A 16,153-nucleotide genomic window follows, 5' to 3' on the forward strand; every position below is an offset into this window, starting at 1 on the left:
GTTTCATACTATCAGTATGGTACGGTTCGCCATAAACATTCCACAAATCGCCACATAATTATACTACTAGTTCAAACACTGCGACGGTGCACAGATCAACCTCCATCCGCTCGCTCCACACCGAGGAGGACTTTCGGTTCCGAGAGTCTCGTAGATCTTCTGATCGGTCATGACGCAGACTCCGGACCTCTATCGCCTCGCCATCAACCATCGACGTGCCACAGAGGGGACGTCGCGGCGTGTCATGACAACAATTGCTCGGCATTCACCCATCGTGGCTTCAGCGAGTTAGTTCAATTGTTGCGCTCACAATGACACCCAGCGGCTACTTCCGTCGTACGCGCCGAGGCGACCACTACGGTCGGTACATCTCACCCCCAGAGCTCTTGGAAAACCCGTCACAACAAACCTGTAGCGAAGGATCTGCATCTACCCGCGTTTGTGCCGTCGGCATCAGTACGACCGCCTAGCCCGCTTAACTGCCACCGCATAGCCAGCTCGAACGCCACAAGTCCGTCTCTAGGATAACTATATGAATCACAATGCAGGCATACCCTTTGCGGATCTTAGTTCGGCGATACGACCACAAGAAGACCTCTTTCACCATGTCAATGAGCACTGGCTCGAGACGACGCCTATCCCCCCAGACAAGGCGACCTATGGCACCTTCGTCATGCTCGCAGAACAGGCAGAACTCAGCGTCCGATCCATCCTTGAGGAGGTGTCCGACGCCCCGGCTGGAACAGAGACGCGCAAACTGGGCGATCTCTATACCAGCTTTATGGACGTTGAGGCCATCGAACAACGTGGTAGAGAACCGATCGAGCCCCTGTTAGCGCAGATCGATGCCGTCAAAGACCTCGAGGGCTTTCTGGAGCTCCTCGGACGGACTCAGCGCCAAGGGTTCGCGAGTGTCTTCCATCTCTTCGTCGATAGCGACCCTGGTGATCCCAGTCGTTATCTCGTCTTCATCGAACAGGGCGGGTTATCGCTTCCTGATGAGCGCTACTATCGAGAACCACACTTTCGACCAATCCATGAGGAACTCGTAGCCCACATCGCCCGCATGTTCGAACTCGCCAACCGAGCTGATGCGACTGCCCGGGCAGAGCGAATTATCGCCCTGGAGGATGCGCTCGCCGCACACCATTGGGACAACGTCGCCTGCCGTGACTCCGTCAAGACCTACAACCTTGTACACTTCGATGACCTCAAGGCCACGACCACCGCCATCTCCCCCACCTTCAACCTCGACACCTGGGCCGTTGGCCTTGACGCTCCGCACCAGGCACTCGAGGAGGTCGTCCTACGTCAGCCCAGCTTTCTCGAGGGACTGGCGGGCCTCTTGCGGGACGATCATCTCGAAGCATGGAAAGATTGGCTCGCCTGGCGAGTGATCCACGCCTCAGCACCGTACCTCCCAGAGGCATTTGTCCAGGAAAACTTCCTGTTCTATGGGAAAATGCTCACCGGTGCCGACCAACTGCGTGATCGTTGGAAAAGAGGGGTGGCCTTTGTGGAAGGCGGCATGGGAGAGGCGGTCGGCAAGATCTATGTCGAACGTCACTTCGACCTGCGGGCCAAAGAGCAGATGGATCAGCTCGTCGCCAATCTTCTCGCCGCATACCGAGATCGGATCACCAATCTCGATTGGATGACTCCAGAGACCAAGCGTCGCGCGCTCGATAAACTCGACGCCTTTCGGCCAAAGATTGGCTATCCCACCAAGTGGAAGGATTACTCATCCCTCACTGTCGGAGCCACCAATCTCTGGGATAATATCCGCAGCATCGCACAATGGCACTTCGATCGCGAGCTCCGCAAAATTGGTCAACCCGTTGATCGAGACGAGTGGTTTATGACCCCACAAACCGTGAATGCCTACTATAACCCCGGCTTCAACGAGATCGTCTTCCCCGCAGCGATCTTACAGTACCCCTTCTTTGACGCCGATCGTGATGCCGCGGCCAATTACGGAGCGATCGGGGCGGTGATCGGGCACGAAATCGGGCACGGGTTCGACGATGAAGGTTCTCGCTACGACGGGGAGGGCCGCCTTCAGGATTGGTGGACCACACAGGATCGCGAGGCCTTCGAACAACGAACCCGCTCGCTTATTGCGCAGTATGACGCCCTAACCCCACAACAGTTACCAGGGCACGCTGTCAACGGATCGCTCACCATTGGCGAGAACATCGGAGATCTCGGAGGACTCGGCATCGCCTGGGTTGCCTATGAACTCTCCTTGGCCGGCCAAGAACCCGCAGTTATCGAAGGGCTGACTGGAGCACAGCGCTTCTTCTATGCGTGGGCACTGGGTTGGCGTGATAAGCGCAGGGATGAGGAGATGCTACGCCGTTTGGCAACTGACCCGCACTCACCGAACGAATTTCGTTGCAATCAAGTCGTACGCAATATCGACGCGTTCCACGAGGCCTTTGCAACGAAGCCATCCGATCCGATGTGGTTGTCACCGACCGAGCGAGTACGCATCTGGTAGCCCAACCGCGAGACGACTACCGTCGTGCTCAAGGTCGCTAACTGCTAGAACAGGTCCGCGATCATGGCGGCCGATCGTGCCTGGACATTGGCCATGACACCAGCTAACCGCGCATCGTCGACGTAGTGAGGTAAGAGTACCATAGGAGTCTCACGGATCTGGTCTATGCTCAACCCGCAGGTGATGAGATGTGCGATCCGGTCACCATCGACCAACGCAGCATGGGTTCGTGAGAGAGAACCCTTTGGGGTGTGGTGTTGCGCAACCGCTTGGACCAGATCAGGATGAAAATTCCAACTCTCAAGCATGTCGGCGCCGATCGCTGCATGATGGAGGCCATAGCGCTTGCGTTCAACTGCCAGCATCGTCAACTCGCCATCGGCCGTCAACGGTACCGCTCTCCTGTTCGTTAGCAACTCATGAAAGGTCGAATCAAGACTCGCGATGACCGCCTCACCGATGTCATGCAAGAGCGCGAGTGAGAATGCCTGCTGCTGATCAGCGCCGATCATACGAGCGACCTCCGCTGCCCCGACGGCTGAGGTGATCGAATGCTCCCAGTCCTGCGGTGTAATCGTCCCGGTGCCCTCTACAAACGAGGTAAGCGCCAGCGACTTCACGGCGTCAAAACCCAAGATAGCGATGGCTGCATGGAGTTCCCTGACCCGACCGCCCGTCCCGTAGTAGGCGGAATTCGCCATCCGCATGATGCGCTGGACGAGTACGGGATCGGCACTGAGCACCGTAGCAACCTCTCGCGCTCCAACATCATCACGCTCAACGAGTGCCAGGAGTCGCGTCGCTACCGCATGGGACGCTTCAAGAACCTCAATCCTTTGATTGATATCCTCCACAGAAATAAGATCCAACCTGCACCTCCTGGATGAGTACCAGTATCGGCGCGCCGCTAGGGGTTCTTGACTTCTTCGATAATCTTGGCAACCTGGGAGGCGAGTGCATCGAAAGAGCCATCGTTGACCACTCTCCAACGCGCGATCTTCTCACGCTCCTCATTACTTGCCTGAACCCCGAGACGAGCCGCGGCATCGTGTGGCTCCATCCCTCGATGGTTCACGAGTCGCTCCAATGCGAGCTCCTGAGGTATGACGACCACCAGCACATCATCGATTTCGTACTCTTTGATCGTTTGCGCTTCAAGCAAGGGAATCTCCAGGACAACCACATCGGCTCCTTGCTCACGGTAGCGCTTGACCAGTTCCCCTATCCGGGTACGGATGAGCGGGTGCGTAAGCCCATTTAACCGCCTCCGTTCCAGTTCATCACCGAATACGCGCTCCGCAAATCTCTGCCGATCGAGCGCACCGTCTTCCGTCAGGATATCAGCGCCAAAAGCCTCGACCAGCGAACGTAACCCCGGAGTGCCAGGGGCTACCACCTCGCGCGCGACTACATCAGCACTGATGGTAGGAATACCGGCACGCGCAAAGAACCCGAGCACCGCAGTCTTGCCGGAACCGATCGTTCCGGTGACCGCGATGACTCGGGTTCGATGGGTCTGACCCGCCACGTTGCGAGCCGGTCGATTACTCGGTGTCTTCGTTGGTCTCGACGGCCTCATCGCCGCCTTCGGCTGGGCCAATAAAGTTACCCTCTTCGTCGTATCCATATTCTGCAAACGCATCACGATACTCCGGAGCGAGCTCACCCCCCTCAAGGGCTTGGCGAATCGAGAGACTGATGCGACGACGCTGTGGATCCAAGTCGATGATCTTCACCCACAACTCTTCACCAACGGTGACTACCTGTTCAGGTAGATCCACATGGTGGAGTGCCATCTCTGAGATATGCACCAATCCCTCAATACCGGTCGCGACTTGCACGAAGCATCCAAACGGAACCAGCTTCGTCACGCGACCGTAGACGAGTTCGCCGACTTTGTGAGCGGCCGCAAACTCCTGCCAGGGATCGCGTTGGGTTGCCTTCAACGAGAGTGAGATCCGCTCAGTATCTTGATCGACCTCAAGGACCAGGACCTGGACCTCGTCGCCGACGGATACTACTGATGAGGGATGATCCACATGGTTCCAAGAGAGTTCAGAGACGTGAACCAAACCGTCCATCCCACCGAGATCAACAAATACGCCAAAGTGAACAATGGAAGAGACGACGCCCTTCTTCACCTCTCCAGGCCGAATGCTGGTAAGGAATTCCTCTCGCTGCTCGCGTTGATTCTCCTCTAAGAATGCACGGCGCGAAAGCACGACGTTGTTCCGATTTCGGTCGAGTTCGATAATCTTTGCCTCGATGTCCTGCCCAATCATGGGAGTGAGATCGCGAACGCGTCGCAGATCTACCAGTGAGGCAGGGAGAAAGCCACGAAGACCGATGTCCACGATCAGCCCACCCTTGACGAGTTCGATGATCTCACCACGGACGACCCCATCGCGAGCCTTGATCGCTTCGATCTCCTTCCACGCCTTCTCGAACTGCGCACGCTTCTTGGAGAGAACGAGTCGTCCCTCTTTGTCCTCTTTTTGTAGGACCAACGCCTCGATCTTATCGCCGGGGCTCACGACCTCGCTTGGGGCGACATCCTTACGGATCGACAGCTCACGAAGCGGAATAACCCCCTCCGACTTGTACCCGATGTCCAAAAGGACCTCGTCCTTGTCGACCTTGACGACGGTGCCGATGACCACATCCCCCTCGTCGAAGTCGACAACACTCTTTGCGATGGCATCCTCAAGACCCATCTCGCCGAGATCGTCTACCACAATGGTATCTGCGGCCGCATCGGCTACGCCTTCTGCTGCCACGTCCGCTTCGCTCATGAACTTCCTTACCCGAATATTTCAAAAATTGAACCAATACAATTAGAGCCTTTACGACTCTCAGATAATGATAGCCCAATTCTGTTCGTCCCGGCCTCGACGGAATAAATTCCTCCCGCTGTTCTCCAAGAGTTAACCGAGCAAGTCTAACGCCTGGCCTCAGCCCAATTCGCACCGATACCGACGTTTACGACCAACGGCACCGCTAGGTCCATCACACCGGTCAGTGTCGACTCAACCACGTCAGCGATACCTTCGGCGTCGGCTCTTGGTGCCTCAACGACAACTTCATCATGGATTTGGAGCACCAGCCGAGCCTCGGTCCCCGTAAGTCGCTGGTCGAGTGCAACCAATGCCATCTTGAAAATATCCGCCGCAAGACCCTGGGTCGGTGCATTCATCGCCTGACGCTCTGCACCTTGACGAAGTGCCCGATTACCCGAGCGCAACTCTGGCAAGTACCTGCGGCGGCCGAGTAACGTCGTCGTGTACCCTCGTTCTCGAGCCTCGTGGATGACACGCTCCCGGTACTCCTTCAACCCAGGAAAAGCACGAAAGAACGACGAAAGAATCGCCTCGGCCTCCTCATTCGCGATTCCAAGTCGCGTGGCCAACCCATAGGTCTCCATTCCATAGGAGAGACCATAGGCCACCATTTTGGCGACCGCACGCTGTTCATAACTGACCTGATCTGGCTGGACTCCATAGATCGAGGCGGCAACCATCGCATGTACATCGCCGCTGCCACGCAACACCTCGATGAGACGCAGATCACCGCTGAGATGCGCGAGAATTCGCAGCTCAATCTGCGAGTAATCAGCGGCCACCAGAAGCGAACCGGTAGGAGCAACAAAGACCCTCCGAAACTGACGCCCCTCCTCGGAACGAACCGGGATATTCTGAAGGTTCGGATGCTCCGAAGAGATGCGGCCGGTCCTCGCCACCGTTTGGTTGAAGGTCGCGTGAATCCTGCCGTCCTTGCCGACCTCAGCTTTGAGTCCCTCATAAAACGTGGAATGAAGCTTATCGAGCTCACGGAATCGCAACACCAGGCCGACGAGCGGGTGTTGATCGCGGAGGCCCTCCAAGACCCGCGCATCGGTTGAGTAGCCCGTCTTTGTCTTTTTGCCCGTCGGCAAACCCAACTGATCGAAGAGCATCGTCCCAAGCTGTTTCGGAGAATTGGGATTAAATGACGGACCGGTGAGTGCATGGATAGCGACAAGGGTCGACTCCGCCTCAGAGGCAAGAGCTGCGCCGATCTCATCGAGCACTTCTAGATCAACTGCAACGCCCGCGATCTCCATTCGAGCCAAGACCTTGACTAGTGGCAGCTCGATCTCTTTCGCCAAACGAACGACGCCCTCAGCCTCGATACGGGCGAGCATCAAGGAGAGTAGTTGCGGGATGACCGCGAGTTCTTGCCGTAGCCTACCCTCTAGCAGATTGCCGTCGAAGAGACCCTGTGGTCCTTCTTCCGTCCAGCTCACCTGGAGTAGCTCGGCCACTGCTGCTAGATCAGTACGTCGTTCTGAGGCATCGAGAACGTAGGCGAGCACTCCTAGATCAAGCAGTTCACCAGCATTGAGATCCATCGAGCAGGTGAGCATCAACGACCGCAGTAACTCCTTGAGACCGATGCCGGATAATGAGATGCCGGCGAGCCCAGCTGCGTCGAGTGAGTCCCCCGGCCCACACGGCGTCGACGTTAGCCAGACATCGGTCGTCCCATCCTCGACGCTGGCACCAACGCCGAGAATCGTCGGTGACGATCTCCCGGTTTCACCATCGAAACGTGCCGTTACGGCGAGGAGTTCTGGCTCCTTGGCCAGGAGTGCCCCCAGCGAAGCAGCAGCCTCCGTTGTGGTCACAAGATCTGGATGGTCGTCCTCGCTCGCTCGATGTCCGACGAGTTCGCTCAGCTTCTCATACGCAGTACGCAACCCAAATGAGCCAACAAAGAGTCGCTCCGCGTCGGCATGATCGATCTGCGTAGGCATGCGTAACTCATCGAGCGAAACATCAATCGGCACTCTTCGGTCAAGTGCCGCCAGTTGCCGAAACAAGGGTAGGTCTGGCGCCGCCTCCTCCAAAGCCAGCCGTTGGCGGGCCGGCAATTCCGCTACATTGGCGAGGATGCCATCAAGATTGTCATATTGATGCAGAAGAAGGGCGGCCGTTTTGGGGCCGATACCACGAACCCCTGGAAGATTATCGGATTTGTCGCCTCGCAATACGGCGAAGTCGCAGTACTGCTGCGCAGTGACCCCGTACTTCTCTCTCATGGCGGCCTCATCCATTGTTCCCAGGTTCGAAACCCCTTGCTTCGTCAGATGAACACGCACGAGGGGATCTGCAACCAACTGGAGAATATCCCGATCCCCGGTAACGATATCCACTCGGAGCTGTTGCTCTTCTGCAACGCGGGTCAACGTTGCAATCACATCATCGGCCTCATACCCCGGCATCTCGATCGTCCGAATCTCCAGTGCCCGTAGTAGACCCCGAACCGCGTCCAACTGGAATCGGAGTTCATCTGGAGTAGCTGCTCTCCCCCCTTTATAATCTGCAAACAGCTCATCGCGGAAGGTTGGCGAGGGATGATCGAGTGCCACCGCTATGTGTGTCGGTTGAAATTGACTGACAGCCGAGATAACCATGCGAAAAAAACCAAAGAGTGCGTTGGTGGGGCCGCTGGGCCCCTGCATCGGAGGAATCGCAAAGAACGCTCGAAACATCAAGGAGTAGCCATCGATAGCAAGAAGCCTTCGAGGGGCACTGCTATCACTGTCCAGGTTTAAGGTCTCCATCGATCACCCTCTCCGCCACGTCCTTGACCCTGCCACGGGTATCCATCGCCGTCTTCTGCAAGAACCGGAATGCCTCGGACTCGGAAAGCTGATACTCATCCATCAGTCGGGCCTTGGCACGATCCAAGATCACCCGCGTCTCCAACTTCTCTTCAAGCCTGCGACGCTCATCATGAATGCGCTCAAGCTCCCCCTCCACCAGCATCTTCTCGTCGAAGCGGGCGAGAGCAAGCTCGATAGCGGGCACGAGATCATTGGCTTGGAATGGCTTGACGAGGTAGGCCATCACACCAGCCTCCCGAGCTTGCTCCACCAGAGATCGCTGCGAGAAGGCAGTGAGGATGATCACGGCACAAAGGTGCTCAGCATTGATGGCTTCAGCTACAGTTAGCCCATCCATTCCAGGCATTTTGACGTCCAAAACCGCGGCTGCCGGGCGCATTGTGCGGATCGCTTCGAGGGCTTCATCACCGCGTCCAACATCGGCTACGACATCGTAACCCTCGGCAATAAGCATCTCTTTGAGGTCACGTCGAATGATGGCCTCATCCTCTGCAATGATGATTCGCTGTGTCATGTCGTCCCTCACTGCCTCCCGAACCAATTCGCAACTACTCTACATTTGTGTTCCCTAGTAAGCTAGGCGCTAACCACCGAAACGGGTGCCATTTGCACCGTCACGAAGGGAGCATCGATGATCATCGGCCGATCACTATGGGTCGCGGCCACCAACACGTGGATCGTCTCAGCCGATAACAAGGAGTGTGTGATCATCGACTGTCCACCTAACCCCGACGCAATCGTGGACCTTATCACGCAACACCAGCTCATCCCAAAGGCGATCATCGCTACGCACGGTCATGTCGACCATACCGGAGGTATCCGCAGTGTCTCCACCCGCTTTCCGGATTCGCGTGTCTATCGGCATCCTGGGGATGCACACTATTTACGCGACCCTCTCCAGGCAAGCGGCATGCTCCGCGAAGCGCTGCGAGCAACAGGACTCGATCTGCGTGAACCTGAGCTGATTGAAGATTTCAGCGAAGGGGATCATGTCAAGGGGGCCGGGATGGATTTTGTCGCCCTCGACACTCCAGGACACACGCCTGGGTCGATCTGCATCATGGCAACGCTGCCCGAAGGCAAGGTGCTCTTCACCGGGGATCATCTCTTCAAGGGTTCCATCGGTCGCACGGACCTGCCTGGAGGCTCCTCTGAACTCCTCATGGAATCGATGAGGACAAAGATCCTTCCTCTCCCCGACGAATTACCGGTTTTCCCTGGTCATGGAGAAACCACAACCATTGGTCTTGAACGCCAGATAAATCCCTATCTGGTCAATCTGGCCCCGTAAGGCTGTCATCAATCACGCGGAGTAGCCACAACGCGACGATGCCATCTTCATGCGCTCGTAGGAAGTATCTTCTCGCGATTCACGATGTTGGTTGCCCACTTGGCCCACTACCCCAGACAGGGCCACAAACCAGTCGTACGCTGGGCTGGCTAGTGTCTTCGGGCTAGTAACTTCGAACGCTGGGTAGTGGCACCAATCAGGCAACACGAACGCCTCCGTCCGGACTTTGTCCGGGTAACCCACGATGCCGATCGCTCGACCGATCGTACCCGGGGCGGGATTCGAACCCGCACGCCCTTGCGAGCAAAGGCTTTTGAGGCCTCCGTGTCTACCATTCCACCACCCGGGCTACTAGAGGAATCAGCATAATGTGCGACGCAGGTGTAACCAATCAGGCCCCTGCGACATCAAAGTACTTAACAGGAAAACGCCGGAATGGCTCGACGGGTTGACTACGGAGGTGAGATGCAGCAATGATTGCCTTTGTCTTTCCTGGACAGGGATCGCAGCAACCCGGGATGGGTGTACCCTGGGCCGACCATCCCTCCTTCGAATTGGTCGAAGAGGCAAGCAATGTACTCGACCGCGATCTGACCCACCTCTTAACCGACGCAGATTCGGAGATGCTCCAGATCACACGCAATACCCAGATCTCCACCTTCTTGCTCTCCATGGTGGCTCTCGACGCAGTAGAACGTCTCGGCGTCGCCCCCCAAGTCTGCGCAGGACACTCCCTTGGGGAGTATGCAGCACTGGTAGCAGCTGGCGGCCTCGCTTTCGACGCAGGGCTTCGCCTTGTGCAGGAACGAGGCGAAGCTATGGCGATCGCTGCGGAGGCGCAACCTGGGGCCATGATCGCCTTGCTGGGCGCAGATCTCGACGTTGCCAGGGCGATTTGCGAGAGCATTCCCGGTGACCTTTGGATAGCCAACCACAACTCCGCTTCACAGATCGTCCTCTCAGGCACCCACGATACCGTTGCCCAAGTCGAAGCTCGCGCAAAGGAGTTTGGAGTCAAGCGAGTGACGCGCCTCAAAGTGGGTGGCGCCTTTCATTCTCCCTACATGGAGGCGGCACGCGAACGCCTGTTCAAAGCCATCGAAGCTACCAAGTTCTACGATCTTGAAGTTCCCGTCATTGCAAACGTCGATGCCCGAGAGCACGTGGAGGCTGCAGTTTGGCCAGCTCTGCTCGCAGATCAGCTGACTCACTCCGTCCGTTGGGAGGAGACGATCCAATACCTGCGAGAACTCAAACCACGGCTGGTGCTCGAGGTTGGGCCGGGAGGGGTATTGACGAATCTGATGAAACGCACTGCACCCGAACTCTCTGTACTATCGATCGCAACACCGGCAGATCTAGAAAAGTTGCTCGCATTGGTCGCCTCCCAGGGGCCTATGGATGACTGGGCCACCTCGCACCAGGGCGAGCGGCTGTATGGTACAGAACGCCTCGTTGTCGCACCATCGACTGGCATCTTTGAACCGGAGAGCGCCAATTGTGTCGTCGGAGACTCCATTTTCGTGGGGCAGCTCCTTGGCACGATAGGCGACGCCGAGCTGCGCTCGCCTTTTGCGGGAACCCTTCAGGGAATGATTGCATTGTCAGGAGAGCGTGTTACCACAGGACAGCCGATCGCCTGGCTCACGGTCTCTGATCAATCGCTAGCTGACAAATAGGCGATCCTCAATGATCATCCGACAACTATCGCATAAAGAAAGGTCACCATGGGAGCTCGCATAACTGGTTTTGGGGCAGCCCTGCCGGAACGAATAGTCACGAACGCTGATTTTGAAAGGTACCTCGACACCTCTGACGAGTGGATCGCATCGCGTACTGGGATACACGAACGTCGTTTTGGTGGCACCACCACCTCGTTGGCGATCGAGGCCGGGCGAAACGCCATCTCCTCGGCCGGTATCACCCCGGCAGATATCGACTTCGTCATTCTCTCCACCACCACCCCCGACCAAACCGTCCCAGCCACCTCCGCCGAGGTCACCTTTCAACTCGGAACCACCGGCGGCGGTATGGACATCAACGCAGCCTGTGCTGGCTATGTCTATGCTCTGGTCACCGCCCGCGGTCTCATCGAGATGGGCTATCACCGCATCCTGGTCATTGGCTCCGACACCCTGTCAAAGATTACCGATCAAAATGACCGATCAACTGCGGTACTCTTCGCAGATGGTGCCGGGGCAGTCGTGCTCGAGGCCAGTGAAGAGGAGACCTTTCTCGGCTGGGACCTCGGCGTCGACGGCTCCGCCCGGCCAATCCTCTACTGCGACCACGGTGGTTACATGTATATGGAAGGCCAGGAGGTCTTCAAACGAGCTGTACGCGCGATGCTCGATTCGGCACAACGAGCTCTCAAGCAGGCCGGCGTTACCGGTGATGAGGTGAGTCTTCTCGTCCCCCATCAAGCCAATCTCCGCATCATTCAGGCCGCAAATAACCGTCTTGGGATCCCTCTCGAGCGGACAGCTCTCGTCCTTGACAAGACCGGCAACACCTCATCAGGATCCATCCCCTTGGCTTTGGCAGATGCAGCGAGTGCCGGGCGCATCTCCAAGGGCGACCTCGTCCTATTCACCGGTTTTGGCGCTGGGATGACCTGGGCAAGCGCCCTCGTACGATGGGATCTTCCATGAGCCACGTCCTCATTACGGGCGCCGCCACCGGCATTGGTCTCGCCAGTGCTCAACGTCTGCTTGCCGATGGACACCAGGTAACTGCTACCTATCATGGAACCCCTTTACCTCCCGAACTCGCTGCCTGCTCTAGCGTCTCCCTTGACATAACCGATGCCACCTCCATCCAGACTGCGCTCAAGGAGGCAGAGACGCAGGCTGGACCGATTGAGGTACTTGTTGCGAATGCGGGCTCGACTCATGACACGCTTCTCGTACGCATGGATGATGAGAAATTTGAAGAGATGCTTACCACAAACCTCACCTCAGCCTTTCGGCTAACCAAAGCCGTGCTCCCCTCGATGATGAGAGCTCGTCGAGGGCGACTGATCTTCATCTCCTCCATCGTTGCGCTCACGGGAGGACCCGGGCAGACCAACTACGCCGCGTCAAAGGCTGGCCTCATCGGCTTCGCACGTTCCCTCGTCCGGGAACTCGGTTCCCGCAATATCACCGCGAACGTTATTCTTCCAGGCGCTATCGCTACCAAATTACTCCATGACGCTGGCGACAATCGACGCCAGCAGATCGAGGCGCAAATACCCCTTGGAAGAGTGGGTCAGCCCGACGAAGTCGGAGCGGTTGTACAGTTTCTAGCCTCTGAAGGGGCTAGTTACATCAACGGTGCGTTAATCACCGTTGATGGTGGGTTGGGAATGGGTGTCTAAGACCATTCCCAACATCATTCCTTGTTAGCACTACATTGCGACAGGGACTACCTCATAAGAAAGGAAAATAGCAACATGGATCGACAAGAGGCATTTGGGAAGTTCACAGAGTGCACCGTCAAGGTTCTCGGCGTCAACAAAGACCAGGTCGTGGAGTCGGCGAGCTTCGCCGATGATCTTGATGCCGACTCCCTGGACCTCGTTGAACTCATTATGGCACTCGAGGACGAGTTCTCCGTGACGGTACCGGAATCTGAACTCGAAGGCGTAGATACGGTGGGTAAGGCGTTCGATCTCGTCTATGGGAAGCTCGGATGAGGATCAGTTACGGAGATAATCCTATCTTTGCCACCCACCGTGTAGCGGTGACCGGCCTCGGGGTTGTTTCTGGTCTGGGGCTCGATCTCGCCAGCTATTGGCAGGGGCTGCTTACGCCGCCGCCTCCCGGAATACGGCGAGCCGAAGGTTTTGATCCCACCAAGTGGCTGAGCGCTAAGGAGATTCGACGCCACGACCGTTACAACCAGATGGGCGTTGCCGCGGCGGACATGGCGCTCGCTGACGCTGGCAACCCGACCTATCCAGTCGATCGAGTCGCTGTTTGGATGGGTACCGGTGTTGGCGGCCTCGAAAGTCTTGAGAATCAGGTCATCGTCGGGCATGATCGGGGATACTCACGAGTGTCTCCGTTCCTGGTGCCGTTGATGATGGCCAACTCAAATGCAGCCTCGATATCGATGCGCTTTGGCTTTCAGGGACCATGCGAAACCTCGGTCACCGCATGTGCGGCCTCCAACCATGCGATCGCTAACGCCGCTCACCTGGTTGCCACCGGCCGTGTGGACATGGCGGTAACCGGAGGAGCTGAGGCCGCGATCACAAAGACCGCCGCGGCTGGCTTTGTCAATATGACTGCGACCTCCAAAGTCGACATATCTCGGCCCTTCGACCGAGATCGCGACGGCTTTGTCATGGGTGAGGGAGCTGGTGTGCTGGTGTTGGAGGAGTACGACAAAGCTATCGCACGTGGTGCAAGGATCTATGCGACCATCGACGGCATCGCCTCCACGGCCGACGCGTACCACATCACGCAACCCGCTCCTGGCGGCGCCGGAGCCTACAAGGCCATGCTGCTAGCGATCGAGGATGCAGGCATTACCGTCAATGACATCGCTCACATCAATGCCCACGGCACCTCAACTCCGATGAATGACCTCGCCGAGGCGACCGCAGTTCGATCGCTCTTTGGAGCACTCAACCCTCCGGTGACCTCAGTAAAGGGTGCGCTCGGGCATGCCCTTGGAGCAGCCGGCGGCCTTGAGGCGATCGCTGTCGCACTCACCTTCGCCCATCGACTCATCCCACCAACGGCGAACACCGTTGATCTGGACCCAGAGATCGATCTCGATGTGGTGCTAAAGGACCCGCGTCCCTTGCCAAAGGGCCACATCCTCTCAAACTCCTTCGGGTTCGGCGGTCACAATGCCTGCATCGTGTTCGGGCCACCTCCAGCCTAGGCATCGGAAGTTGCGAGCCCTTTCGGAGTAGGCATCCCATGGCGGGTAGGATAGACCCATGCCAATTGACAAACCCATTGCTCCCGAGCCGACAGCGAATCATGACTATGATGACGCCGCTGTCGGCTCCTTTTCGGAGGCTCAGCCATGGGTGGTCGACCCCGACCGCTTGGAGTGGTTAAATTCCACGGTGGAGCTACGGGCTCGCACCAGAGCGCAGGTGCCAGTCCTGCTACGCCACCGTCGTATCCCTCCCGCAAGGAGGGTGCTTGGGACTGGCTTTTCTTTGGGCGTCGCTCTGCTCGGTTGGCGCATCTTCGATCGTCGTCGCGGTAAGGTTGCCTCCCGCCAGGGGTTGTCTCGGAGACTCAGACGTTCCTTCGAGCATCTCGGCCCTACCTATATCAAGTTGGGCCAGATCATCTCGTCGGGAGAGGGTATATTCCCAGTCGAGCTCGTCGACGAGTTCCGGCTCCTGCGTGACCACGTGCCCGCCGAGGACTTTGCTATCGTGCAGCGAACGATTGAGGCAGACCTCGGTGGCCCTCTCGAGAATTTCTTCGCAGACTTTGACAAACGACCTGTAGCCGCGGCCTCGATCGCTCAGGTCTACTTCGCAACACTGTTGACCGGTGAACCGGTAGCGGTGAAGGTACAGCGCTCACAGGTAAGCGATCTCGTCCGCCGTGATCTCGCCGCGATGAGTTGGATTACTCCACACCTGATCGGAAGAATCCCCGTTGCAGCGCTCGCGAACCCACCGGCGCTGGTCGAACTGTTCGCGGAGACGATCGTTGAGGAACTCGATTTCCGCCTTGAAGCGGCAAATATGCTCGACATCGCCGGTGTGCTCGCCGCCACTGACCAACGAAGCATCATCGTACCTCGACCCCATCCCAATCTCGTCACCCGACGAGTCCTGGTCATGGAGAGGCTCACCGGCTTCAAATGGGATGATGCCGTCGGGATGCACAGAGCCGGCATCGATACCACTGCGGTAGTTCGGGCTGCCCTGGTATCCTTCCTGGAGGGTGCCATGCTTCACGGAGTCTTTCACGGCGATCTCCACGGAGGCAACCTGCTCGTCGGCGACGATGGCAAGGTGATCCTACTCGACTATGGCATCACCGGCAGACTCTCGGAGGCAAAGCGGCTTGGCTTTCTCCGACTTCTCATGGGGGGGTCGATGAATGACCTACCGACCCAGATACAGGCCCTTATTGATCTTGGGGCACTCCCGGTCGACACCGACATCCGCGGTGTCATAGACGACCTTGGACTTGAAGAGCCCACCAAAGACCCCACACAGATGCGGCCAGAGGAGATTCTCGCCGAGATTCAGGAACTGACCAAAGCCCTCCTCGGCTACGGAGCCCGTTTGCCAAAGGAACTGATGCTCTTTGTCAAGAACATGATCTTTGTCGATGCATCCCTCGCAACCTTGGCACCAGAAATCGACCTCTTTGCGGAGATCACCTATCTGGCGTCCTACTTCATGACCCGCTATGGCACACAAATCTCTGCCGACATCGGTATGGAAGTCTCACCAAACGCTATCGATCTCGGCGGGCTCAAAGCAAGCCTTGGGGTTGACGGCGAGATAGAGCATCTGAGTTACCGAGAACTCAAGGAGCGACGAGAACTCATCCGCAAACGTATGGAACAAGCGCAGCGCCACGGCAAATGAGCTAGGCGTGGCGCGCGCTGGGCGAATCAGTGCGTCGCTGGGCAAATGAGCGCTAGGCGCTGGGCAAATGAGCGCTAGGCGCTGGGCAAATGAGCGCTAGGCGCTGGGCAAATGAGCGCTAGGCGCTGGGCAAAT

At 57.4% G+C, this 16,153-nt stretch carries 13 protein-coding genes and 1 tRNA gene; 8 read left to right on the top strand and 6 right to left on the bottom strand.

What is annotated here, in order from left to right:
• Window positions 1–532 precede the first annotated feature (532 nt).
• Entirely contained in the window at window positions 533–2,500 is a 1,968-nt protein-coding gene (locus M7Q83_RS12690; protein WP_298339483.1) for a M13-type metalloendopeptidase, read from the top strand.
• 44 nt (window positions 2,501–2,544) lie between these two features.
• Here M7Q83_RS12690 and M7Q83_RS12695 read toward each other — a convergent pair whose 3' ends face one another.
• The 5 genes from M7Q83_RS12695 to M7Q83_RS12715 all read right to left on the bottom strand — a co-directional run bounded on the left by M7Q83_RS12695 (window position 2,545) and on the right by M7Q83_RS12715 (window position 8,679).
• Window positions 2,545–3,369: an HDOD domain-containing protein gene (locus tag M7Q83_RS12695; RefSeq protein WP_298339485.1), complete on the bottom strand. Its 825-nt coding sequence runs from the start codon at window positions 3,367–3,369 to the stop codon at window positions 2,545–2,547.
• A gap of 38 nt (window positions 3,370–3,407) precedes the next feature.
• Window positions 3,408–4,079, bottom strand: a complete 672-nt coding sequence (gene coaE / locus M7Q83_RS12700) for a dephospho-CoA kinase (RefSeq protein ID WP_298339487.1) — start codon at window positions 4,077–4,079, stop codon at window positions 3,408–3,410.
• Window positions 4,045–5,292, bottom strand: coding sequence for a 30S ribosomal protein S1 (gene rpsA / locus M7Q83_RS12705; protein WP_298339489.1), 1,248 nt, complete (start codon window positions 5,290–5,292; stop codon window positions 4,045–4,047). The genes coaE and rpsA overlap by 35 nt, the downstream gene beginning before the upstream one ends.
• A gap of 146 nt (window positions 5,293–5,438) precedes the next feature.
• Complete coding sequence (gene polA / locus M7Q83_RS12710; protein WP_298339492.1) at window positions 5,439–8,102, bottom strand: DNA polymerase I; 2,664 nt, start codon at window positions 8,100–8,102, stop codon at window positions 5,439–5,441.
• Window positions 8,077–8,679 carry a response regulator gene (locus tag M7Q83_RS12715; protein WP_298339495.1) on the bottom strand — a complete coding sequence of 201 codons (603 nt, stop codon included), beginning with the start codon at window positions 8,677–8,679 and terminating at the stop codon, window positions 8,077–8,079. The genes polA and M7Q83_RS12715 overlap by 26 nt, the downstream gene beginning before the upstream one ends.
• Window positions 8,680–8,796: 117 nt before the next feature.
• Between M7Q83_RS12715 and M7Q83_RS12720 the strand changes: the two genes are divergently transcribed.
• On the top strand, window positions 8,797–9,456 hold the full coding sequence (locus tag M7Q83_RS12720; protein ID WP_298339498.1) for an MBL fold metallo-hydrolase: 660 nt from the start codon (window positions 8,797–8,799) through the stop codon (window positions 9,454–9,456).
• 266 nt (window positions 9,457–9,722) lie between these two features.
• On the opposite strand, the gene M7Q83_RS12725 is transcribed toward M7Q83_RS12720, so the two are convergent.
• Window positions 9,723–9,805 (bottom strand) — tRNA-Leu (locus M7Q83_RS12725).
• 124 nt (window positions 9,806–9,929) lie between these two features.
• On the opposite strand from M7Q83_RS12725, the gene fabD reads away from it, so the two are divergent.
• The 6 genes from fabD (at window position 9,930) to M7Q83_RS12755 (ending at window position 16,018) form a co-directional block, all read left to right on the top strand.
• Entirely contained in the window at window positions 9,930–11,135 is a 1,206-nt protein-coding gene (gene fabD, locus M7Q83_RS12730) for an ACP S-malonyltransferase (RefSeq protein WP_298339501.1), read from the top strand.
• A 48-nt stretch (window positions 11,136–11,183) separates the two neighbouring features.
• On the top strand, window positions 11,184–12,107 hold the full coding sequence (locus tag M7Q83_RS12735; RefSeq protein WP_298339504.1) for a beta-ketoacyl-ACP synthase III: 924 nt from the start codon (window positions 11,184–11,186) through the stop codon (window positions 12,105–12,107).
• Entirely contained in the window at window positions 12,104–12,814 is a 711-nt protein-coding gene (gene fabG / locus M7Q83_RS12740) for a 3-oxoacyl-ACP reductase FabG (RefSeq protein ID WP_298339509.1), read from the top strand. The genes M7Q83_RS12735 and fabG overlap by 4 nt, the downstream gene beginning before the upstream one ends.
• Before the next feature lie 75 nt (window positions 12,815–12,889).
• Window positions 12,890–13,132 (top strand): acyl carrier protein, encoded by a 243-nt coding sequence (acpP, locus tag M7Q83_RS12745; RefSeq protein WP_298339511.1) that lies wholly within the window; start codon window positions 12,890–12,892, stop codon window positions 13,130–13,132.
• On the top strand, window positions 13,129–14,331 hold the full coding sequence (locus M7Q83_RS12750) for a beta-ketoacyl-ACP synthase II (RefSeq protein ID WP_298339514.1): 1,203 nt from the start codon (window positions 13,129–13,131) through the stop codon (window positions 14,329–14,331). The genes acpP and M7Q83_RS12750 overlap by 4 nt, the downstream gene beginning before the upstream one ends.
• A gap of 58 nt (window positions 14,332–14,389) precedes the next feature.
• A complete protein-coding gene (locus M7Q83_RS12755) occupies window positions 14,390–16,018 on the top strand; it encodes an AarF/UbiB family protein (RefSeq protein WP_298339518.1) in 1,629 nt (542 codons plus the stop codon).
• Window positions 16,019–16,153: the final 135 nt, after the last annotated feature.

Source organism: Ferrimicrobium sp. (assembly GCF_027364955.1).
GTDB lineage: Bacteria > Actinomycetota > Acidimicrobiia > Acidimicrobiales > Acidimicrobiaceae > Ferrimicrobium.